Source organism: Kosakonia sp. PSU_27 (assembly GCF_039409795.1).
GTDB lineage: Bacteria > Pseudomonadota > Gammaproteobacteria > Enterobacterales > Enterobacteriaceae > Kosakonia.
This window is the reverse complement of record NZ_JBCIVK010000008.1, coordinates 26,041-47,706: the sequence shown is the minus strand read 5'-3', so window position 1 is coordinate 47,706 and position 21,666 is coordinate 26,041. Positions and strand designations below refer to the sequence as shown.

18 protein-coding genes are annotated in these 21,666 nt (G+C 57.1%); 9 read left to right on the top strand and 9 right to left on the bottom strand.

Translation table 11 applies throughout. From position 1 onward, the window contains the following. Positions 1-87 precede the first annotated feature (87 nt). Complete coding sequence (locus AAIG26_RS19605; RefSeq protein WP_045510149.1) at positions 88-972, top strand: winged helix-turn-helix domain-containing protein; 885 nt, start codon at positions 88-90, stop codon at positions 970-972. Next, on the top strand, positions 920-1,414 hold the full coding sequence (locus AAIG26_RS19600) for a hypothetical protein (protein WP_343182140.1): 495 nt from the start codon (positions 920-922) through the stop codon (positions 1,412-1,414). Before AAIG26_RS19605 ends, AAIG26_RS19600 begins: the two co-directional genes overlap by 53 nt. Here AAIG26_RS19600 and AAIG26_RS19595 read toward each other — a convergent pair. Further along, positions 1,368-2,057 (bottom strand): hypothetical protein, encoded by a 690-nt coding sequence (locus AAIG26_RS19595; protein WP_343181297.1) that lies wholly within the window; start codon positions 2,055-2,057, stop codon positions 1,368-1,370. The two genes, AAIG26_RS19600 and AAIG26_RS19595, sit on opposite strands and share 47 nt — an antisense overlap. 326 nt (positions 2,058-2,383) lie before the next feature. Between AAIG26_RS19595 and murQ the strand changes: the two genes are divergently transcribed. Continuing rightward, positions 2,384-3,295, top strand: a complete 912-nt coding sequence (gene murQ / locus AAIG26_RS19590; protein WP_045510249.1) for an N-acetylmuramic acid 6-phosphate etherase — start codon at positions 2,384-2,386, stop codon at positions 3,293-3,295. Beyond that, entirely contained in the window at positions 3,295-4,734 is a 1,440-nt protein-coding gene (gene murP / locus AAIG26_RS19585; protein WP_343181296.1) for a PTS N-acetylmuramic acid transporter subunit IIBC, read from the top strand. Before murQ ends, murP begins: the two co-directional genes overlap by 1 nt. Before the next feature lie 42 nt (positions 4,735-4,776). On the opposite strand, the gene AAIG26_RS19580 is transcribed toward murP, so the two are convergent. The 3 genes from AAIG26_RS19580 to AAIG26_RS19570 all read right to left on the bottom strand — a co-directional run bounded on the left by AAIG26_RS19580 (position 4,777) and on the right by AAIG26_RS19570 (position 9,002). Further along, positions 4,777-6,870: a TonB-dependent siderophore receptor gene (locus tag AAIG26_RS19580; protein WP_097407427.1), complete on the bottom strand. Its 2,094-nt coding sequence runs from the start codon at positions 6,868-6,870 to the stop codon at positions 4,777-4,779. Between the two features lie 143 nt (positions 6,871-7,013). After that, on the bottom strand, positions 7,014-7,964 hold the full coding sequence (locus tag AAIG26_RS19575) for a helix-turn-helix domain-containing protein (protein WP_097407426.1): 951 nt from the start codon (positions 7,962-7,964) through the stop codon (positions 7,014-7,016). A 117-nt stretch (positions 7,965-8,081) separates the two neighbouring features. Beyond that, entirely contained in the window at positions 8,082-9,002 is a 921-nt protein-coding gene (locus AAIG26_RS19570) for a LysR family transcriptional regulator (RefSeq protein ID WP_343181295.1), read from the bottom strand. 87 nt (positions 9,003-9,089) lie between these two features. Between AAIG26_RS19570 and AAIG26_RS19565 the strand changes: the two genes are divergently transcribed. The 5 genes from AAIG26_RS19565 to AAIG26_RS19545 all read left to right on the top strand — a co-directional run bounded on the left by AAIG26_RS19565 (position 9,090) and on the right by AAIG26_RS19545 (position 16,430). Further along, the gene (locus tag AAIG26_RS19565; RefSeq protein ID WP_343181294.1) at positions 9,090-9,875 is read left to right on the top strand and encodes an NAD(P)H-dependent oxidoreductase; all 786 of its coding nucleotides are present in this window, start codon (positions 9,090-9,092) and stop codon (positions 9,873-9,875) included. 266 nt (positions 9,876-10,141) lie between these two features. Beyond that, complete coding sequence (locus AAIG26_RS19560; protein ID WP_020456402.1) at positions 10,142-10,720, top strand: helix-turn-helix domain-containing protein; 579 nt, start codon at positions 10,142-10,144, stop codon at positions 10,718-10,720. Positions 10,721-10,834: 114 nt separating this feature from the next. After that, positions 10,835-11,956: an efflux RND transporter periplasmic adaptor subunit gene (locus AAIG26_RS19555; RefSeq protein ID WP_072051637.1), complete on the top strand. Its 1,122-nt coding sequence runs from the start codon at positions 10,835-10,837 to the stop codon at positions 11,954-11,956. Then, the gene (locus AAIG26_RS19550; RefSeq protein WP_343181292.1) at positions 11,956-15,063 is read left to right on the top strand and encodes an efflux RND transporter permease subunit; all 3,108 of its coding nucleotides are present in this window, start codon (positions 11,956-11,958) and stop codon (positions 15,061-15,063) included. Before AAIG26_RS19555 ends, AAIG26_RS19550 begins: the two co-directional genes overlap by 1 nt. A gap of 2 nt (positions 15,064-15,065) precedes the next feature. Further along, positions 15,066-16,430: an efflux transporter outer membrane subunit gene (locus AAIG26_RS19545; RefSeq protein WP_343181290.1), complete on the top strand. Its 1,365-nt coding sequence runs from the start codon at positions 15,066-15,068 to the stop codon at positions 16,428-16,430. A 271-nt stretch (positions 16,431-16,701) separates the two neighbouring features. Here AAIG26_RS19545 and AAIG26_RS19540 read toward each other — a convergent pair whose 3' ends face one another. The 5 genes from AAIG26_RS19540 to AAIG26_RS19520 are packed head-to-tail and all read right to left on the bottom strand — an operon-like array spanning position 16,702 to position 21,467. Further along, positions 16,702-17,595 (bottom strand): MurR/RpiR family transcriptional regulator, encoded by an 894-nt coding sequence (locus AAIG26_RS19540; RefSeq protein WP_343181289.1) that lies wholly within the window; start codon positions 17,593-17,595, stop codon positions 16,702-16,704. Positions 17,596-17,604: 9 nt separating this feature from the next. Beyond that, positions 17,605-18,552 carry an iron-siderophore ABC transporter substrate-binding protein gene (locus tag AAIG26_RS19535; protein ID WP_343181288.1) on the bottom strand — a complete coding sequence of 316 codons (948 nt, stop codon included), beginning with the start codon at positions 18,550-18,552 and terminating at the stop codon, positions 17,605-17,607. Positions 18,553-18,568: 16 nt separating this feature from the next. After that, positions 18,569-19,621: an iron ABC transporter permease gene (locus tag AAIG26_RS19530; protein WP_343181287.1), complete on the bottom strand. Its 1,053-nt coding sequence runs from the start codon at positions 19,619-19,621 to the stop codon at positions 18,569-18,571. Next, the gene (locus AAIG26_RS19525; protein WP_343181286.1) at positions 19,618-20,643 is read right to left on the bottom strand and encodes an iron ABC transporter permease; all 1,026 of its coding nucleotides are present in this window, start codon (positions 20,641-20,643) and stop codon (positions 19,618-19,620) included. The genes AAIG26_RS19530 and AAIG26_RS19525 overlap by 4 nt, the downstream gene beginning before the upstream one ends. Further along, entirely contained in the window at positions 20,640-21,467 is an 828-nt protein-coding gene (locus AAIG26_RS19520; protein ID WP_343181285.1) for an ABC transporter ATP-binding protein, read from the bottom strand. The genes AAIG26_RS19525 and AAIG26_RS19520 overlap by 4 nt, the downstream gene beginning before the upstream one ends. Positions 21,468-21,666: the final 199 nt, after the last annotated feature.

Below are 21,666 nucleotides of genomic sequence, written 5' to 3'. Positions count from 1 at the left end.
CACGCGCCTTCACGTTAATTAATTCTCAATTACAGTACATAACCTTAATAATCACTTGTTCCATGATGGAGCTACTTGAAATTCGTTATGAAAAAACATTGTTGTGCCATTAACAATTGGATAATTGATTTGCCTTCCGGCTCAATTATTCATTTAGTCACCGGAGAACATAAGCGGCTGGGCGCGTATCAGCTTAAACTGCTGGATCTGTTGCAACAGAACCCGGGTAAGGTTTTTACACGGGAAGAGCTGACCAACCAGGTCTGGGAGGGGCGGGTTATCGGTAATAACAGCCTGCCAAACGCAATTCACGCCCTGCGCGCGGCGCTGGAAGATGACGGCAAACAGCAACGCATTATTCGCACCGTGCCTAAACGGGGCTATGTACTGGATGCAGAATATTGCCAGCAGGTTGAAAGCCCACAAGAAGATATTTCATTAAATAATGAGAAATCTCTCACAGAAGTGAGCACCGCCAATACGCAGCCGCTCTCTTCTGACGTGGTTTATGAAACGCCTGAGCAATCAACACGCTATCCCCGGGGAGCCTTCGTATCGCTATTGCTGGTGGCAGTACTTTTTATCGCCTTTATCGGTTATTTGACAATCGATCGCGGTCAGACGATGAAAGCTGAAGAACTGGCAAAAAACGCGTATAGCAATATTCGTCTGTATACGCTTGTTGAACCTGGCGAACGTCTGCAGGATCAAGCCACGGTCTACAACCGGCTCAAAGACACCTATCACCTTTTAAATGAGCAGATAAAAAAGAAATCCATCAACCTGAGCATCTATTCACGAAGTAATAACCAAACGCTGAACTTTACCCTGCGCTTACACAGCACCTGTGGGCAGAATATTCTGGCGATGCAGATCTACCAGTGGCGGGCCAATTTAGCTTCGCTTAATGAATTGATACTTGAAGAAACGCGGAGAAAACTCGATGAAATGGTGCCTTGCAAGACCGCATAAGTACGGCGTAATGCTGTTGCTCACGACGCTGATTGTCGCTGCCTGTGGCTATTTTTGGCATCGTTCGCAGCCGGCATTAAAACCGGGCAGCAACATAACGCAGCAATTCGGTTTTTACGATTTGCCGCAGCAGCAAAAAGAGCTCTATGACGTCCAGTTGTCCACCGTTGGAGAGACGATCGTAAGCCATGTCAGCAGTCCGAATAACCCTCAGTTCAGGCTCAAAGGGAGTTTCGTGCAGAAAAAACAGGCGGGTGAGAAACGCTTTTTTACCTACACACCTGTTCATTTCTCCCCCTCTCCAGACACCCCGTTGCTTGCCAGCAACATTGATTTACTGATGCATTCGCAAGTGCGTATGCAGCAACTTTGGCCAGATGGCGTGCCGCTGGTCACTATGCAAAACGGAATGATCTTTCTCTACCCGCTGGACGACAAGTAGGGAAAGGCTTAGGGTTGTTATCACGCCAGCTTACCAGACCAGGATTCACCGCCAGCCAGCAATGTTTTCCCATTAGTAATGGCCAAATATCATTAAGGCTGGCGGCATGCTCTATCGCACGATGGTAAGCATTTAATAACACAGGGTAATAGCTGGCGTTAACCGCATAGGCTGCAGCGCTCACGGCGTGATGTACACGAGCGATACCAGGTAGCGTCAGCAGCGGCGATGAATGCTGATAATGCCCCCCCAACAGCAATGCATGCCAGTCCAGTCGATTAAGGCTCGCAAAGATACGATTCGCCTGCGCGAACACCCTTTCATCCTGCACCAGTTGAAAGCCGGCATCGAACAGCAGGACATTGTTCCACCCTTGCCGTTGCGCTTCGCTCAATACCATGCACTGTGTCTGTAATTCAGCCAGTCTGCCATCCCTGCCCGACGCTCTGGCAACGGGCCAGAGTTGTTCCGCGCTTATACCTGCCTGGCTTAACGCTGCACATTGCGCACCGAGCAATGCCTTATCCTGCGCATTAAAGAGCACCGCTACCTTTGCAAAACTGCGCCACTGTAAATTGCAACGCAACGACAGTTGCGGGCTCTGCCAGAGAGGGAAATTAGCGGCGTAATTCACTTTATGCATAGCATCATCCTTGCAGATAACAGGCGTCATAATGGTATTTGTGACTGACCACAGATTGATAAAGCCGGAGGGTCTTTTAACGCAGACAGGTTGAAAAGTCCCATCAATCAATGACATTAAATAATTAAGTCTTAAAAAACATACCAGTAAGTAAAATCTGTCTGCACTATTGCCGTATGAACGGCGTCACATTTCTGGCGTAATAAGCAAATAAGAATAAATTATTCTTATTAAACATTTTATGAGTAATATATTATTCCATAACAGGTGCCTGAGCCACAGTGCAGCAGGCAAATAACAGCAAAACCGAGTTGAGCGAAACGTTGATGAACATTGATCTCTCCAGACTGACTACCGAAGGCCGCAATACCGCCAGCGCTGACATTGACATGCTTGATACCGAAGCGATGTTGAGGGTTATCAACCGTGAAGATCAAAAAGTGGCGTTGGCGGTGGAAAAAACGATCCCGGCGATCGCCCAGGCGGTGGACGCGATTGTGGCGGCTTTCCAGAAAGGTGGACGCTTGATTTACTGCGGTGCCGGCACCTCCGGGCGCCTTGGGATCCTTGATGCCAGCGAATGCCCGCCGACCTATGGCACCCCGCGCGAGCAGGTGGTTGGTCTGATAGCTGGCGGCCATCGCGCCATTTTGCAGGCGGTAGAAAACGCCGAAGACAGCCTGACGCTTGGCGTTGACGATCTTAAAGCGCTTAATTTTAACGCTAACGACATCCTGGTCGGCATCGCCGCCAGCGGTCGTACGCCGTATGTCATTGCGGCGATGCAGTATGCACAAAAACTCGGTGCGACCACCGTGGCGCTGACCTGTAATGCAGGCAGTGAGATGGCGCAAATCGCCGATATCGCCATCGTTCCGGTGGTAGGTGCGGAAGTCGTTACCGGCTCGTCGCGAATGAAAGCCGGAACAGCGCAGAAACTGGTGCTGAATATGCTAACGACCGGCGCGATGATCCGCAGCGGCAAAGTCTACGGCAACTTAATGGTCGATGTGGAAGCCACCAACCAGAAGCTGGTGCAGCGGCAAATCAATATCGTGATGGAAGCGACTGATTGCGACAGCGAAACCGCAACTCAGGCGCTGAAAGCCTGCGACGGGCACTGTAAAACCGCCATCGTCATGGTGTTAGGCGGGCTGAGCGCTGATCAGGCAGCACGCCTGTTAGCCGACAACGGTGGGTTTATTCGCCAGGCGCTGGCTCACACGGGAGTCAACTAATGGCCAAAATCAGCGAGCAGTTTATTGCCACAGTCCTGCAATTGGTGGGTGGCAAAGAGAATATTAAAACCTGCGGCAACTGCATGACGCGGCTGCGTCTGACGTTAAACAACGATGCTCTCGTTGATAACGCCGGACTTAAAGCGCTGCCTGGCGTTCTTGGCGTGGTCAATAGTGAGGATCAGTTGCAAATCATCGTTGGCCCTGGCAAAGCGCAAACGGCGGCAGAAATGATGAGCGCGATGACAGGCGGTGTCAGCGCGCCTGTGGAAGCGGCGTCGCTGAAAAGTATCGCCAGCGATACCAAACAACAGATGAAAGCGAAACAGACCAGCGGCGTGCATCAGTTTCTGGCGAAGTTTTCGACCATTTTCACCCCGTTAATCCCTGGCTTTATCGCCGCCGGGATGCTGCTCGGCTTCGCTACCCTGATTGAGCAAAGCCTGATTATCAATGCCGCCGAAAAAAATGCCACGCTCGTCCATATCGTTGGTTATATGAAAGTTTTCGGCAAAGGACTGTTCACCTTCCTGCCGATTTTGATTGGCTACAACGCACAGAAAGCCTTTGGCGGCAGCGGCGTGAATGGCGCCATTATCGCCGCGCTCTTTGTGCTCGGTTACGATCCGAAAGCGACAGTGGGCTATTTTTCCGGCATCGATAACTTTTTCGGTATGGGTATTGATCCGCGCGGCAACATTATTGGCGTGCTGATCGCAGCGATCATGGGTGCCTGGATCGAGCGGCAGATCCGTAAATTCATGCCGGATAACCTCGACATGATCCTCACCTCGTTGCTCACGCTCCTGATTACCGGCGCATTAACCTTCACGGTGATCATGCCGATCGGCGTTGAGCTGTTTAAAGGCATGTCGTGGCTATTCCTGCACCTTAACGGCAACCCGTTCGGCTGCGCGGTGCTGGCCGGGCTGTTCCTGATTGCCGTCGTGTTTGGCGTGCATCAGGGTTTTATTCCGGTCTATTTCGCGCTGATGGATGCGCAGGGCTTTAACTCGCTGTTCCCGATCCTGGCGATGGCGGGCGGCGGCCAGGTGGGCGCGGCGCTGGCGCTTTATTTCCGCTCGGCGCGCGAGTCGATTCTGCGTAATCAGATCCGTGGTGCGATCATTCCCGGCCTGCTCGGGGTGGGCGAACCGTTGATTTACGCCGTCACGCTGCCGCGTGTAAAACCGTTTGTCACAGCCTGTATCGGCGGGGCCTGCGGCGGTTTCTTTATTGGCACTTTTGCCTGGTTCGGTTTGCCGGTTGGGCTCAACACCGTGTTTGGCCCTTCAGGCCTAGTGGCGCTGCCGTTAATGACCTCCGGACAGGGGATCTACACGGGAATGGCGGTCTATGCAGCAGGTGTGGTCGTCGCTTACGTGTGCGGTTTTCTCGCGACCTGGTTCTTTGGTCACAAAAACGTGGATTTGAGCTAACATCCGTTTTCACCCGGCGTAACGCCGGGTGAAATCAGGACATCAGAAGCGGTATGAGAGGCTGCCGACGATGCTGCGTTCCGCACCGAAGTAGCAGTAAGAGAGGGAGTTACACGCTGCGACATAGCGTTTGTCGGTCAGGTTGTTAACGTTAACCTGCGCACTCAGCCCTTTCAGACCCACATGGCTCAGGTCATAACCCACCGCCAGATCGACCAGCGTGTAAGACGGCAGCGTGTGCGTGTTCTGACGATCGGAGGTGATGCCATTAACATAACGCACGCCGGAACCGACGGTCAGCCCGTTCAGTACACCGTCTTTCACGTCATAGCTAAGCCACGCACTGGCCTGATTACGCGGCGCGTACACCGCGCGGTTGCCCTGCTCTTGCGCACTGCTCTTCTTGTAGCGGATGTCGTTGTAGGTGTAGGCCGCCTGCAAACGCAGGTTGTCCGTCAGTTGCCCCACAGCTTCCAGTTCCACACCTTCGGATTCGATCTCGCCAATGGAACGGTAGGGATCGGTCGGCTCCACTTTGGTGGCGATGTTCTCCTGGTTGATGCGATACACCGACGCGCTATACATGGTTTGCGAGCCTTCCGGCTGGAACTTCAGCCCCGCTTCCCACTGCTTGCCTTTCATCGGTTGCAGAATCTTGCCGTACTCGTCGGTGAAGCTGGTCGGCGTGAACGCGGTCGAGTAGCTGACATACGGCGCAAAACCGCTATCAAACAGATACATCAGCGCCGCGCGGCTGCTGAAATGGTTCTGATCCAGCGTATCGCTGGTGTCGTTGATCTTATTGACGTTCGTGATCTTCACCTGATCGTGACGACCGCCCAACGTCAGACGCCATCTGTCCAGTGACATCTGATCCTGGGCGTAGATCCCGGTCTGCTCCAGTTTGTGTTTTTCACGGCTATAGACGCTGATTGACAGCGGATCGGCACCATACACCGGGTGGAAAGCGTCGATCGCCGGGAAGCTGCCATAAGAGGCGGTGACGTTATTGCTGCGCCGCTGATAATCCACGCCAAACAACAAGCGATGGTTGATAATGCCGGTATCGATGCTGCCATCGATCTGGTTATCCAGCGTCACCGCCGAAAGCGATTCATCCGAGCCGGAGTACCCCCGGTTCAGTTCGGTATCATTCAGCCATCCGGCAGCGTACACCTGGTTAAGATCGACGGTGGTATGCAGGTAGCGCAGTTTCTGGCGCACCGACCAGCCGCTGTCAAAGGCGTGTTCAACGTTATAACCGACCATATTTTCGCGGCGATCATAGTTGTCGTAATCGTCTTCGCCTTCAAAGAAGGTATTGGAAATTTTCTTGCCCGCGTGCGGCACCACGGTGCCTTCATACGGCAAACCGGAGTGGCTGCCACCTTCGGGATCGCGATGCAGGTAAGCCATCAGCTCCAGGCGCGTGTGATCGGTAATACGCCAGGTCAGGCTCGGCGCAATGGCGTAACGCTGCTCTTTCAGGTGGTCAAACTGCGAATCGGCATAGCGCGTCATACCAGTTAAACGCACCGCCACCCGGTCGTTATCATCCACCGGGCCGGTGACATCAAACGCCGCGCCGCGCTGGTTGTTATTTCCGGCAAACAGCTTCACTTCGCCGCCGGGATCAAACGATGGTTTGCGCGAATTCAGCGCCACAATACCGCCTGGCGATGAGCGCCCGTACAGCACCGATGCCGGGCCGCGCACCACTTCCACGCTATCCAGGAACCACGGATCGATAACTAACGAGCTGTGAGAGTTGGTGTCACCCATCATTTTCAGCCCGTCGAGATAGACGTTATCCAGGCTACCGTCAGAAAAACCGCGCAGCACGATATAGTCAAAACGGTTGGATGCGCCAATCTGGTTGCTGTAGACACCCGGCGTGTAGCTCACCGCCTGGCGCACGCTGATTGCCCCCTGCTCTTCATACTGCTGGCGGGTGACAATCGATACCGCCTGCGGTGTTTCGATATCCGGCGTCTCCAGCTTGGTCGCGCCGCTTTGCATTTGTGAAGTCACCACCACGGTATCGTTGCCGGGGGGTGTCTCTTGTGCCAGCACCGTTACGCTCATCCCGCCGGTTATGCAGCCAATCATCAGCGCCAGTCGCGTTTTTGCGAACATGAAAATCTCCAGAAGCCATTATTATTGTAAATAAGAATTATTACCCTTTTGAATTCGCCAATAGCTATGCGCAGTGATGATTCACGTATGCGCGATGATAAAATCGCGCACGCATCGGCAACGCTGGTCTACACAGGAGAAAATCAGGAGGCGCGGATTTCGCTGGGTGCCATACCGTAGCGGCGGCGAAACGCGGTGGAAAAGTTGGTGGCGTGCTGATAACCGGACATCCACGCGGCCTGCTGTACGCTGTAGCCTTCCGCCAGATAGCGACGCGCCAGTTCAAGACGGCAGTCACGCAGATAATCAAACACAGAGTGGCCGTACGCCTGGCGGAACTTCACGCGCAGGCTGCTGGCGCTCATCGCCGCCAGCTGCGCCAGTGCTGCCAGGGTGTACTCTTTTTCGGGGTGCTGTTCCAGCAAACGGCGTACGTTTTCCAGCCGCTGCTGTGCACCACACTGAACCGGGCGGCGTCTCTCCTGCCCCTGCATGCGCTGCGACAGCGCGTTGCCCAGCAGTTGCAGCATCACGCCTTCCAGCATCAGTTGGCGGGAGAGCGCAGGCAGTGAGGCTTGCTGCGTTTGCTGTAAACCTGACAATAAAAAGCCCGGCACCTGCCATAAAAAGGTCGGGGCACCATGCGCTTCCCACTGTTGTAAAAGTGCGCTGAGGAGCGGTGATTGCCAGCAGCTTGCCGGATCGACGCCAAGTGATAATGTGCGCAGATGGCAATCCGCCAGATGGCTGGCGTTCATCACCTGGTGCTCGCTCAGGCGCGAGGTGAACGCCATGCCGGCGCGCACGACAAACTCTTCCCCGTTCAGGCGCAGCATCACGCTGCCTTCCAGCACCACCAGCATGTAGAGCGGGCAACTGTGCAGCGAGGTCGTTTCATAAGGTTGCAGAACGCGAATGTCAGAACGGGTAAGGTTGATACCAGAAGAGAGCGTCATCTCTTCAACGTCGCCCTGAATCACAATGCGCTGCGCCTGACTGAAAAGACCGGTTGTCAGCGACGGGAAGCGGTAATCAATCCCATAACGCTCGCCAAAACCGATAAAGTCTTCAACTGAAAAGTGTCTTTTTTGCATAGACGGCAGCCATCGCTATCTGTCGAACCCTCACCCCACGCGCGGGTGAAACGGCCTACACCTTACCATTCGCCCTGATGCGCTTCAATAATGTTGAGAATTATTCTCACATACGCATTAACGAGGGTTAATACGGTCGGCGTTTGCCAACGCAGCGAGAACCTGCTGGCGCAACCATTTATGTCCGGGATCGCGGTGCAGCCGCTCATGCCAGAGCATCAGCATGTCGAAGCCCGGCAGATCAAGAGGTGGATCAACCACCTGCAACGCGCCAGTGGTGGCGACAAGCCGCTCCGGCAGCACGGCGACCAAATCCGTGCGCGCCAGCGCATCCAGCATAAACAGGAAGTGCGGCACCGAAAGCACCACATTGCGCGTTAACCCGCGGGCCGCCAGCGCGTCGTCCGTTGCCGCCTGAAAACCACCGCCCTCCGGCGAGACAATCACATGCTCCAGCTTGCAGAACTGTTTGAGCGACGGGCGGCGTTTTAGCGCCGGATGACCTAAACGGCCGGCCAGCACATAGCGCTCAGTGAACAATAACCGCTGGTGCAGCGACGCCGGCGCGCCTTCACGCAAATGGAAGAACAGATCGATATCGCTCTGCTCGGCCTGGCGCTTAATCTGGCCAGGGTTAAGCTCAAACACTGCGAGGCGGCTGGCGGGCGCGTCGCGACGCAAAGTGCCAAGCAGCGGCAGCAGCACCGCCGATTCAGTGTAATCCGTCGCCGCAATACGCCAGGTCACACTGGCGCGGGCGGGGTCAAACGCGTTGACTGGCGACACCGCGCGCTCCAGCGCTTCCAGCGCCTGGCGTAACGGTTCGCGCAACTCGTCCGCCCGTACTGTCGGCTGCATACCGCGCGGGCCGGGCAGCAGCAGCGGATCGTCAAAGATCTCACGCAACCGCGCCAGTTGCACACTCACCGAAGGCTGGGAAAGATTCAGCCGCTGCGCCGCGCGCGTGACATTGTGTTCACGGAGCAGGACATCAAGCGTCAGCAGTAGGTTCAGATCCAGGCGGTTGAGATTAATCATGGCTATACCTGTGATATCAGCAATTAATTTCTACTATATCTGCGCTTCACCTACCCTGCAGCTTCAATCTTATTGCCGGGAGTTGTTATGAATGTCTTGATTGTTTATGCCCATCCGCAGCCGCATTCCTTGAATGGCGCGCTGAAAGAATTCGCCGTGCAGCATCTTGAAAAAGCAGGTCACCACGTCGAGGTTTCCGACCTGTACGCCATGCAGTGGAAAGCGCCGCTCGACGCAAACGACAGCCTCGATGCGCCCGTTGGCGACGTTTTCAATCCGTCGGCAGATTCGAAACACGCCTTCGAGCAGGGCCGACAATCTGCGGATATCGCCGCCGAACAGGCCAAACTGCTGTGGGCCGATGCAGTGATTTTCCAGTTTCCACTGTGGTGGTTTTCCATGCCCGCCATCATGAAAGGCTGGTTCGACCGCGTTTACGCCTGCGGTTTTGCCTACGGCGTCGGCGAGCACAGCGACACGCACTGGGGCGATCGCTACGGTGAAGGCAGCCTGGCCGGTAAGCGCGCCATGCTGCTGGTCACCGCTGGCGGTTGGGAATCGCACTACAGCCCGCGCGGCATCAACGGTCCTATCGACGACATTCTGTTTCCGATCCAGCACGGCATGCTGTTTTATCCGGGTTTCGAGGTGTTGCCGCCGCTGGTGATTTATCGCACCAGCCGCGTTGATGACGCGCGATTCGCCGCCCACCGTGAAGAACTGGCACAGCGGCTGGATACGTTATGGCAGACGCCACCGCTGCCGTTCCGTCAGCAAAACGGCGGGGATTACACCATTCCGGCGTTAACCTTGCGCCCGGAGATTGCGCCGGGCGAAAGTGGGCTGGCCATTCATCAGCAAAGAAAAGATTAAACGCATAAAAATAACCGGCGTCGATAAATGGCGCCGGTTTTCTCTATTTGCAATCCATCACAATCTCTTCAAATTAATAGCAACATTCTTCGCTATTATTTTCTGGCGCATTTCTCCATTGTTTTTCATTATTTCTTCATAATATCAAGTTTTGTAAATTCCAATAATTTGCGCAGGAAATGTTTACGCGAAAAATATAACTTCGTTTAATCTATTTGATAGTTGAGAACGATCACTCTCAAAAATCAATCAATCAAGGGTTCCCGATGCCGCCGAAAACCACGCAGGAACAACGCCATCAGCAGCGTAAAGATGAGATTATCGCCGCCGCCCGTCGGCGTTTTCGCGTGAGCGGCTTTCACGCCGCCAGCATGTCGCAAATCGCCCTTGAAGCCCAGCTGAGCGTCGGGCAGATCTACCGCTATTTCAGCAGTAAAGACGCCATTATTGAGGAGATTGTTCGCCGAATCATCGACTACCGCATCGCCGAAATGGAAAACAAAGCCGAAACCACGCACCTGCCGGAGGTGCTGGCCTGGCGGCAAACGCTCAGCCCGGATGACGACGCGTTAATGCTGGAGATGTCTGCCGAAGCGACGCGTAATCCGCAGGTTCAGGCGATGATGGTCGAAGCCGACGCCCGCATGTTTAACAATGCCTGCAACCATATGCAGAGCCGACATCCGCAGTTAAGCGCCGAACAGGTGCGCTGCTGCGTTGAACTGCTGGCTGGCCTGATGGAAGGTGCGACATTGCGTCGTTTAACGCCGCAAAAATGCGACCCGGCGCAGTTAAAAGAGCTGTATCAGGAAATTATCACCATGATATTTCTGCCAAAGAAATAATCCGACAAATATAAATCCGCGCTTATTTCCAGACCGTCGAAAATAAGCCCAACTCGCCTGCTTATTATCCCGTTTTAATAACGGGCAGGCTTCGCTTATGCCAGGAAAATAGTCATGAAGTTAATAACTACAACGTTGATGGCCGCATTCGCGCTGGTTGGATGCGATAACGCCACACCACCTGCACAACACCCCACTCAGGAAGTCGGCGTCGTCACCCTGAAAAGCCAGCCGCTCGCCGTGACCAGCCTGTTAACCGGGCGTACCACAGCGTCACTCTCCGCAGAGGTACGGCCGCAAGTTGGCGGCATTATTCAAAAACGCCTGTTTACGGAAGGCGATACGGTAAAGGCCGGGCAGGCGCTTTACCAGATCGATCCTTCCAGCTACCGCGCCACGTTTGATGAAGCTGACGCCGCGCTGAAACAGGCGCAGGCGCTGGTGACGTCCGATTGCCAGAAAGCCACCCGCTATGCGCAACTGGTGAAAGAGGATGGCGTCTCGCGCCAGGACGCTGACGATGCGCAGTCCACCTGCGCGCAGGACAAAGCCAGCGTGAGCGCGAAGAAAGCGGCGCTGGAAAGCGCGCGCATCAACCTGAACTGGACCACCGTCACTTCGCCGATCAGCGGGCGCATTGGCATCTCATCCGTCACACCTGGCGCGCTGGTCACGGCGGAACAAACCACGGCTTTGGCGACCGTGCGTGGGCTCGACACCATGTATGTCGATCTCACCCGCTCAAGCGTCGATCTGCTGCGCCTGCGCCAGCAAGCGCTGGCCAGCGACAGCAACACGCTCGCCGTCACGCTGACGCTGGAAGATGGCAGCACCTACAGCGAAAAAGGCCGCCTGGCGCTGACCGAAGTCGCCGTCGATGAATCCACCGGCTCCGTCACGCTGCGCGCGGTGTTCCCAAACCCACATCAGCAACTGCTGCCGGGGATGTTTGTGCGCGCCCGTGTGGAAGAAGGGGTGATGGCAAACGCGATCCTCGCGCCGCAGCAAGGCGTCACGCGTGATGCGAAAGGCAATGCCACTGCGCTGGTGGTCAATGCGCAGAATCAGGTTGAGCAGCGCAACATCGAAACCGGCGATACCTATGGCGATAAATGGTTAGTCCTGAAAGGTCTGGAAAATGGCGACAAGCTGATCGTCGAAGGCACCGATAAAGTCGCTGCGGGATCGACTGTGAAAGCCGTTGAGATCCCGCAAGACAATGGAGGAAAGGCCTGATGTTCTCCAGCTTCTTTGTGCGCCGCCCGGTTTTCGCCTGGGTGATCGCCATCCTTATCATGATGGCCGGTATTCTGGCGATCCGCACCTTGCCGATCGCGCAGTATCCGGATGTTGCGCCGCCTGCAATCAAAATTAGCGCCACCTATACCGGCGCATCGGCACAGACGCTGGAAAACAGCGTCACCCAGGTTATCGAACAACAGCTTACCGGGCTGGATAACCTGCTCTATTTCACCTCTACCAGCAGCTCCGATGGTCAGGTGGATATTACCGTCACCTTTGAGCAGGGCACCGACCCGGATACCGCGCAGGTGCAGGTGCAAAACAAAGTGCAGCAGGCGGAATCCCGCTTACCGACGGAAGTCACCCAATCCGGCGTGACGGTGGTGAAATCCCAGAGCAACTTCCTGTTGATCATGGGGCTGTACGATAAAACCGACCGCGCCACCAGCTCCGACATTGCCGACTGGCTGGTGAGTAACATGCAGGATCCGCTGGCGCGCGTGAACGGTGTCGGTAGCTTACAGGTGTTCGGCGCGGAATACGCGATGCGAATCTGGCTGGATCCTGACAAACTCGCCTCGTACTCGCTGATGCCATCCGATGTACAGAGCGCGATTGAAGCGCAAAACGTACAGGTTTCTGCCGGTAAAATCGGTGCGCTACCCTCTTCCGGTCAGCAGCAGCTCACCGCCACGGTGCGCGCCCAGTCGCGCCTGCAAACTGTGGCGCAGTTCCAGGACATTATCATCAAAAGCGAGAGCAGCGGCGCTGTCGTGCGGGTGAAAGATGTCGCGCGTGTTGAAATGGGCAGCGAAGATTATGTCGCTTCAGCGAAGCTGAACGGCCACCCGGCTGCCGGTCTGGCGGTAATGCTGGCGCCCGGCGCGAACGCGCTGGATACCGCGACACGCGTGAAAGATAAAATCGCCGAATACCGCCACAGCATGCCGCAGGGTTACGATGTGGCGTACCCGAAAGACAGCACCGAATTTATTAAGATCTCGATTGAAGACGTGGTGCAAACGCTGATTGAAGCCATCATTCTGGTGGTCTGCGTGATGTACCTGTTTTTGCAAAATATCCGCGCCACGCTTATTCCTGCGCTGGCAGTGCCGGTGGTGTTGCTGGGGACGTTTGGCGTGCTGGCGCTGTTTGGCTACTCGATCAACACCCTGACGCTGTTCGCTATGGTGCTGGCAATCGGCCTGCTGGTGGATGACGCCATTGTGGTGGTGGAGAACGTCGAGCGCATCATGCGCGACGAAGGCCTGCCCGCCCGCGAAGCCACCATCAAATCGATGGGTGAAATCTCCGGGGCGCTGATCGCGATTGCGCTGGTGCTCTCCGCCGTCTTCCTGCCGATGGCTTTCTTTGGGGGTTCCACCGGGGTAATTTACCGCCAGTTCTCCGTCACCATTATCTCGGCAATGACGCTGTCGGTCATCGTTGCGCTGACCTTAACGCCAGCGCTCTGCGGCTCGATAATGCAACACAGCACGCCGCATAAAAAAGGGTTCTTCGGCGCGTTTAACCGCTTCTACAACAACACTGAGCGCAAGTATCAACACGGTGTGTTACGCGTGCTGCGCCGCACGGTTACCGTGGTCGGCACGTACGCCGTGCTTTGCGCAGCCATGACCTTCGTGATGTGGCGTCTGCCTGGCAGTTTCCTGCCGACAGAAGACCAGGGCGAAATCATGGTGCAGTTCACCCTGCCCGCCGGGGCGACTGCCACGCGTACCGACGCGGTGGCCAGCAAAGTGACCGACTGGTTCCTCAACACGGAGAAAGCCAACACCGAAGCCATCTTCACCGTGACCGGTTTTAGCTTTAGCGGCAGCGGGCAAAATGCCGGGATGGCCTTCGTTTCACTGAAAAACTGGTCGCAACGTAAAGGGGCGGAAAATACCGCACAGGCGATAGCCCAACGCGCCAGCCGCGAGTTAAGCAGCATCCGCGACGCCAGAATCTTCGCCATGACGCCGCCTTCGGTGGACGGCCTCGGTCAAAGCAACGGTTTCACCTTTGAATTGCTCGCCAGCGGCAGCACCGATCGCGACCAGTTGCTGAAACTGCGCAATCAGTTGCTGGCGAACGCTAATCAGAGCAGCGAACTTACCGCCGTGCGCGCCAACGCGCTGCCGGAAACGCCGCAGTTACAGGTCGATATCGACAGCAACAAAGCGGTGGCGCTGGGACTGTCACTGAGCGATGTCAGCAACACACTCTCCAGCGCCTGGGGTGGCACGTATGTGAATGACTTTATCGATCGCGGACGCGTGAAAAAGGTCTATATCCAGGGGGAAAGCGATTCCCGCGCCTCACCTTCGGATTTGGATAAATGGTTTGTGCGCGGCAGCAATAACGACATGACCCCGTTTTCAGCCTTCGCCACCACGCACTGGGAATATGGCCCGGAAACGCTGGTGCGTTACAACGGTTCCGCCGCGTATGAGATTCAGGGCGAGAATGCCAGTGGCTTCAGCTCCGGCGTGGCGATGACCAAAATGGAAAACCTCGCTAATGCCTTACCCGCCGGGACAACCTGGGCATGGAGCGGCTTGTCATTGCAGGAAAAACTCGCCAGCGGCCAGGCCATGAGCCTGTACGCCATCTCAATTATGGTGGTGTTCCTGTGCCTTGCGGCGCTGTATGAGAGCTGGTCCGTACCGCTTTCGGTGATCCTCGTTATCCCGCTGGGCTTGCTGGGCGCGGCGCTGGCGGCGTGGATGCGCGGGTTAAGTAATGACGTTTACTTCCAGGTCGCACTGCTGACCACTATTGGCCTGTCGTCGAAAAACGCCATCCTGATTGTTGAATTCGCCGAAGCGGCAGTACACCAGGGCAACTCTTTGTCACGCGCGGCGCTGCGTGCCGCGCGAACTCGCCTGCGCCCGATCATGATGACGTCACTGGCGTTTATCGCCGGGGTCACACCGTTGGCCATCGCCACCGGGGCAGGCGCGAACAGCCGCATCGCTATTGGCACCGGCATCATCGGCGGGACGCTCACCGCGACGCTGCTGGCTGTCTTCTTTGTCCCTCTGTTCTTTGTACTGGTGAAAAAATTGTTCACCGGTAAACGCGCACGTCAGGAGTAATCATGTTGCGTATCAGTGTTCTTTTCTTCGCCCTGCTGAGTGCCGGTTGTGTCTCTCTCGACCCGACTTACCAGCGCCCGCAGGCCCCCGTTCCCGCGACGTTACCGGGCGCGCAAGGCCAGGCAAAAGCCGTGGCCGCCGACTGGCAGCAGATCGTTAACGACAGCCGACTGAAACAGGTCGTCAGCAATGCGCTGACCCATAACCGCGATGTGCAAAAAGCGATTGCCGACATCGATGCCGCGCGCGCGTTGTATGCTGAAGACCGCGCCGCGCTGTTCCCGACGCTAAACGCTGAGCTCAGCAGCACCCGCAGCCGCACCGTTGCCACAGGCTTAAGCAGCAGCGCCGAAGCCGATGGCGCGGTTTCCAGCTTCGAACTGGATCTGTTTGGCCGTAACCAGAGTCTGACCCGCGCAGAGCGTGAAACCTGGCTTGCCAGCGAGTACACCGCGCAAAACACGCGCCTGAGCATGGTGGCGGAAATCACCACCGCCTGGGTGACGCTGGCGGCGGATAACAGCAATCTTGAACTTGCGAAGCAGACGATGGAGAGCGCGCAAAACTCGCTGAACATTGTTAAACGCAAACAGCAGATCGGCGTGGCCGCCGCCGGTGATACCGCCGATGCCATGGCGGTGTTCCAGCAGGCGCGCGCCAGCGTCGCCAGCTATCAAACGCAGGTGGCACAGGATAAAAACGCGCTCAATTTACTGGCGGGCGACACGGTACCGGAGTCGCTGCTGCCGGGTACGCTGGAGAGTCTTGCCGACAACAGCATTACGCTGACACCGGCGGGCGTGTCTTCTTCCGTGCTGCTGCGCCGCCCGGATATTCAGGAAGCGGAGCATAACCTGAAAAGCGCGAACGCTAACATCGGCGCGGCGCGGGCGAACTTCTTCCCGACCATTTCGCTGACCGCCAGCGCCGGGGTAGGCAGCGATTCGCTCTCCTCTTTGTTTAGCCACGGTCTGCAAGTGTGGTCTTTCGCGCCGTCCATTTCGCTGCCGCTGTTTGCCGGGGGTAAAAATGTTGCGCAGTTGCGTTACGCCGAAGCAGAGAAAAAAGGGCTGATCGCGACCTATGAGAAAACCATTCAGAGCGCGTTTAAAGATGTTGCCGATGCGCTGGCGCGGCGCGAAACACTCAACGAACAACTCGACGCGCAGCGTGAATATGTCGCCGCCGAGCAGAAAGCGCTGGATATCGCCCAGCGCCAGTACAGCGCCGGAACCGGCGATTACTTGTCGGTGCTGACCGCGCAGCGCGCGCTGTGGACGGCGAAATCGTCGCTGATTTCGCTGCAACAAACCGATCTGCAAAACCGCGTCACGCTCTGGCAATCGCTGGGCGGCGGCGTCAGTTAACCCTTTTGCGCCGGGCTGACCGGCGCGTTTTTTGGAGCGGTTAAGCCACGGATTTCTCCCGCCGTTGCTATCGTGTTGGGTATGCTGATGTTTGTCTTTGACGGCATCGGCGATGAAGCGATGTGGAAAATGAGCCTCGCGATTGTGATGGCTTCCAGCGCCGCGCTGGTTATTGATCGGTATGGGCGTCGCCAGGGTTGAAGAAAAGCAAAACAATGCAACTAGATCGCCCGCCGGATGACTGGGCTGCACTGCTAAAAGCCTGCCAGGCTTAACCCTTCTTCCCGCCCGGTTTTAACCCACGGTGAAACTCATTAATGCGTTTCACCGTTTTAATTGCCCGCTGCGACGTGGCGGACGCCACCGACAAGATGATCATCTCCAGACACAGCAGCACGGTGCCGTGTAGCGGGATTTTGCCCTTCTCGCCGCCGCGCGGAACGTGGATCACCACATCGGCTTGCTGGCTAAAACGTGAATCAACAGCGTTGGTCAACAAAATCACCGGGATCCCCAGCCGCCGCGTCTCTTTCAGCGTGGTCAGCCCTTCCCGGTGCGCCGATTTCTGCGCCATCATCACCAGCACATCGCCGCGCTGCAAATTGATAAGCTGCTCCGACAGGGCAATGCCAGTGCGGTTAAGCGGGGATGTGGGTAACCCGATGCGGCTGAACAACCGCGCGGCGTACTCGGCGAGGATCCCCGATGCGCCGATGCCGAAAATCGCCACCTGCCGCGCCTCGACCAGCAGCGCCACCGCCTGAGCAATCGCGTAGCGGTTATCCGGCGCGGAGAGGATTTCGCAGGTATGCTGGTGCCCTTCGATCACGAAATCGATGCCGGAATTGACGTCGCACGAGAGCGCATTCACCGTGGTGCTCATCTTTTCCGCCGAGGAGACCGACGGGCCGAACCAGTGCTCAAGCGTCTGCTTCAAATCGCGAAGCCCGGCGAAACCGAGCGCCTGAATCGCACGCACTACCGTGGCATCGGAGGTTTGCGTCGCGGCGGCGATCTCCATTGCCGTTTGCTCCAGCACCCCTTCGCGGTTTTCATTGATATACCGCGCCACCGCCTGCAAACGCGGCGACAGCGTATGCGCCCGCGCCCGAAAGCGTTCCCCATACACATCCACACGAGTTTTCGCTTTTTTGGTGTTCAGCATCGTGCGCCCTTATCTGGCCGCCGGTAACGGTCGACCGGCAATGTGTGACTGCACCTGGGCCACCATCAGGCTCAGTGAGGCAAACGAGTTGGAGATCGCCTCTTCGCGCGAAATCAGCACGTAATGCCCGCGGCGACAGGCAGTGAGGAAATCACACCAGCCCGGCATCACCGCATCCATGGCCGCCATTTCATCCTGTGGTTTACCGCCGGTATCGCCGCGCCAGGTGGCAAAAACGAAATCGGCATCCAGTTCCGGCAACCGCTCGGCGCTGACGTCGATGCGCCCGCCGTCAGGGATGCTGTCGATAAGCGGCGGAAAACGAAAACCGGCATCACGCAGCACGCGACCCAGCGAGTGATAACTGTGCAGTGCGTTGATTTTCCCGTTGTTAGCCTGAATAACCGACACGGTTATCTTGCTGGTATCAATGGTTTTTTTCAGCGCAGCGATCTGCTCATGATAACGGCGCTCAAGGATCGCAAAGCGCGCCTGCGTACCGGTCAATTTCGCCAGCTTGCGATAGATCTCCGGCGCACCGCCTTCCAGATGATCGATGCTGACGGTGGGCGCGATTTTCGCTAACTGCTCAACCGGCGTGTTGCGACTGGGCTCGGTGATGATCAAATCCGGTTTTGCCGCCGCTACCGCTTCAATGTCGATATCCGCTGAACCAATAAATGTCATCGCCGAATTGTCAAAATCGACACCGGTCAACATGCCGCTGGAGCGCAGCACATGCGTGCCGTCCGGGCGCGTCCGTCCGTGGCTGGCGACCGGCGGTACGCCAAGCTCAATCAGCGGAATAGTGATATCGAGATCGTGTAACGACACAATGCGTTTCGGGTGCAATGGTACCGTCACCACGCGCCCGAGATCGTCCGTGAAAACCTGTGTCGGTTCCGCGGCGCTGGCACTCAGACCAACCAGCACTAGCAGCGAAAAAAGTAAGCGCATACAAGACCTTTAAGCGTTATAAACGATCGCGCCGCTGCCACAGCAGCAGCAAGAAAAACGGCCCGCCAATCAGCGAGATAACAATTCCGGCGGGGATTTGCAGCGGCGCAAAAGCTAGCCGTCCGAGCGAATCCGCCAGCAACACCAGTAACCCGCCCAGCATTGCGCTTCCCCACAGCAGCGCACGTTGGCCGCCGCGCAGCAGAAAGCGCGCCATATGCGGGGCAATCAGGCCAACAAAACCGATACTGCCCACGCAAGAAACGCTGGCGGCGGTGAGCAACACCGGCGCGATAAAGCGCAGCAGTTGAAGGTGCGCAAGACGCACACCCAGACCGGTCGCCGCCTGATTACCGAGCAACGCCACATCCGCCGCGCGCGCGGTTACCAGTAAAATCAATGTTGCCGGAACCGCCCAGCACAGCGCCACCATCAACAACGGCCAGGTGGCAGCATGCAGACTGCCCGCCAGCCACATCATCGCGGTTTGCACATCGCGCACATCGGCGGTGGTCATAAACGCGCCAATGCCGGCGGCGAAGGTCCAGGAAACGCCAATGCCGAGCAGCACAAAGCGCGGACGGGAAACATCGCGCGCCAGCGCCATCACCAGCCCGGCAGCGAGCAGTCCCCCCGCCATGCCGGCCAGCGGTCGCCAGACTACACCAACGGCCGGAAAGCACAGCACCAGCGTGAGCACGACTACGCTCGCCCCCTCTTTCACGCCAATCAAGCCAGGATCCGCCAGCCCGTTACGGGTGATCGACTGCATCGCCGCCCCCGCCATGCCGAGCATCGCCCCGCACATTAGCGCCATCAGCACGCGCGGCAGTCGAATGTCCCACACCACGTATTGCTGCTCGCCGCTCAGCGCCTGAGGGAAAAATAACGCACGGCCAATGGAAGATGCCGGAACCGGCAACGAACCTTGTGTCACGCCCGTCAGCAGTAACGCCAGCGCCACGATGGCGAGCCCCAAAAGCCACATCAGCGCATGCGGGCGCAGCAGGCGCGAAAAAGCACCAACCCGCAAGCTGCGCAATCCGGCGCGCTGCAACAGGCTGCTCATTTGAAAAACCTCGCCGCCAGCGCGATAAACAGCGGCGCCCCTACCAGCGCGGTCATCACGCCGGTTGCCAGTTCCTGCGGCGCCAGCAGCGTGCGGGCGGCGATATCTGCCACCAGTAACAACAGCGCGCCGCCCAGCGCCGAAAGTGGCACAACCACACGTAAATCATCCCCGGCGAGACGGCGCACCATATGCGGCACCACCAGGCCAATAAAACCAATCGGCCCGGCGACCGACACCGCCGCACCGCACAGCAGCGCAATCGCCACCAGCGCCAATGCACGCGTTCGCATCAGCGACACACCTAAACCCCGCGCCATGTTGTCGCCCAGCGCCAGCATGTTCAGTGCCGGAGCCAGCCATAACGCCATCGTAAAACCGATAACAGCGGCCATTGCCGCATGCTGGATCTGTGCCCAATTCAACCCGGCGAGATCGCCCGCCAGCCAGGTGCGCATAGTGAGCAGCGTTTGCTCATCAAGGATCAGGATCGCGGCGGTAATTGAGGAGGCAAACGCCGACAGCGCCACGCCGCACAGCGTCACCTTCATCGGCGTAAAACCCGAACGCCCGGCAGCCGAAAGCGCCATCACCAGCGAAAAGAGCAATGCAGCGCCGCCTGCGGCAATCAACGGTCGGCTGAATGCGGCATCGCCGGAGCTAATGCCCAGCGCCGTGCAGGCCACAACCGCCAGCGCGGCACCGGAATTCAGCCCCAGAATATGCGGCTCGCCTAAAGGGTTGCGGATGACCGATTGCAGCAGCGCCCCGGCCACGCCAAGCGCGGCACCGATGAACAGTGCCGCCACCAGGCGCAGCAAACGCAGGCTGATAATGACGCGATGATCAAAGTTGCGCGGATCGAAATCCAGCAGCGCCTGGATGACCGTCGGCGGCGCGATATAGCGCGCGCCAAGGCCAAGATGCGCGACCGATGCCGCCAGCACTACCAGTGTCAGCAGCAGTGAGGCCACACCCACGCGCCCGGCACGACGGCGGGCAGAAAACGCGACGCTACTCATGCGCTTGTTCCGTCCGGTTTACGAAACGGCATAAAAAAGGGCTTACCGGTCAGCGGGTTAATCGACATCTGCACATCAACATCAAATACGCGTTTGATCAGCTCAGGGGGACAGGCATCGCCTTCGTGAATCACCCCTTGTAAGCGCCCCTGTTTCAGGAACACCAGCGTGTCGGCGTAGTTGACCGCAAAATTGAGATCGTGCAATACCGCAACCACGGTGCGTCCATGATCGCGGGTCAGGGAATGCAGCAGTTCGAGGATCTCCACCTGGTAGCGCAGATCGAGAAACGTTGTCGGCTCATCGAGCAGGATCACCGGCGTTTGCTGCGCCAGCGCCATTGCTATCCAGCAGCGCTGACGCTGCCCGCCGGAGAGGCTGTCTACCCTTTGATGGGCGAATTCTGCAGTGCCGGTCAGATTTAGTGCGTCAACGACTGCCTGTTCGTCTTCTTCAGACCACTGGCGCATAAAGCTCTGCCACGGAAAACGCCCGCGCGACACCAGTTCAAAGACGGTGAGCCCTTCCGGCACAATCGGCGATTGCGGCAAAATACCTAACTGGCGGGAAACGGCTTTAGTGGGTTGGTGATGAATGGCTTTGCCATCAAGCAGCACGCTGCCGCCGAGCGGTTTGAGCATCCGGGCGATGGTGCCGAGCAGTGTGGATTTGCCGGAGCCGTTCGCGCCGACCAGCACGGTCATTTTCCCCGTAGGGATCGAAAGCGTAATGTCGTTGACAATCACCTTGCTGTGGTAGCCCGCCGACAGGCTTTCCAGCACGATCCCTTGCCCCGCGGCTTGATTTTCCACTTGCTGTGGCATGTTGACTCCTGCGCCGCAAGCTCTTGAAAATAGCCGCGCACTAAACCATCAAACAAAAATAAATCTCATTCTCTTTTCGATATTGCCGTTTGCCGCTGTAGTAGTCAAGTGCCGTAGAAAGCGAAACCAACACCCCTTTATTTTGTGTTACTACAGAAAAACCGCCCCACAAGAATTAAAAATAATTATTTTATTTTCA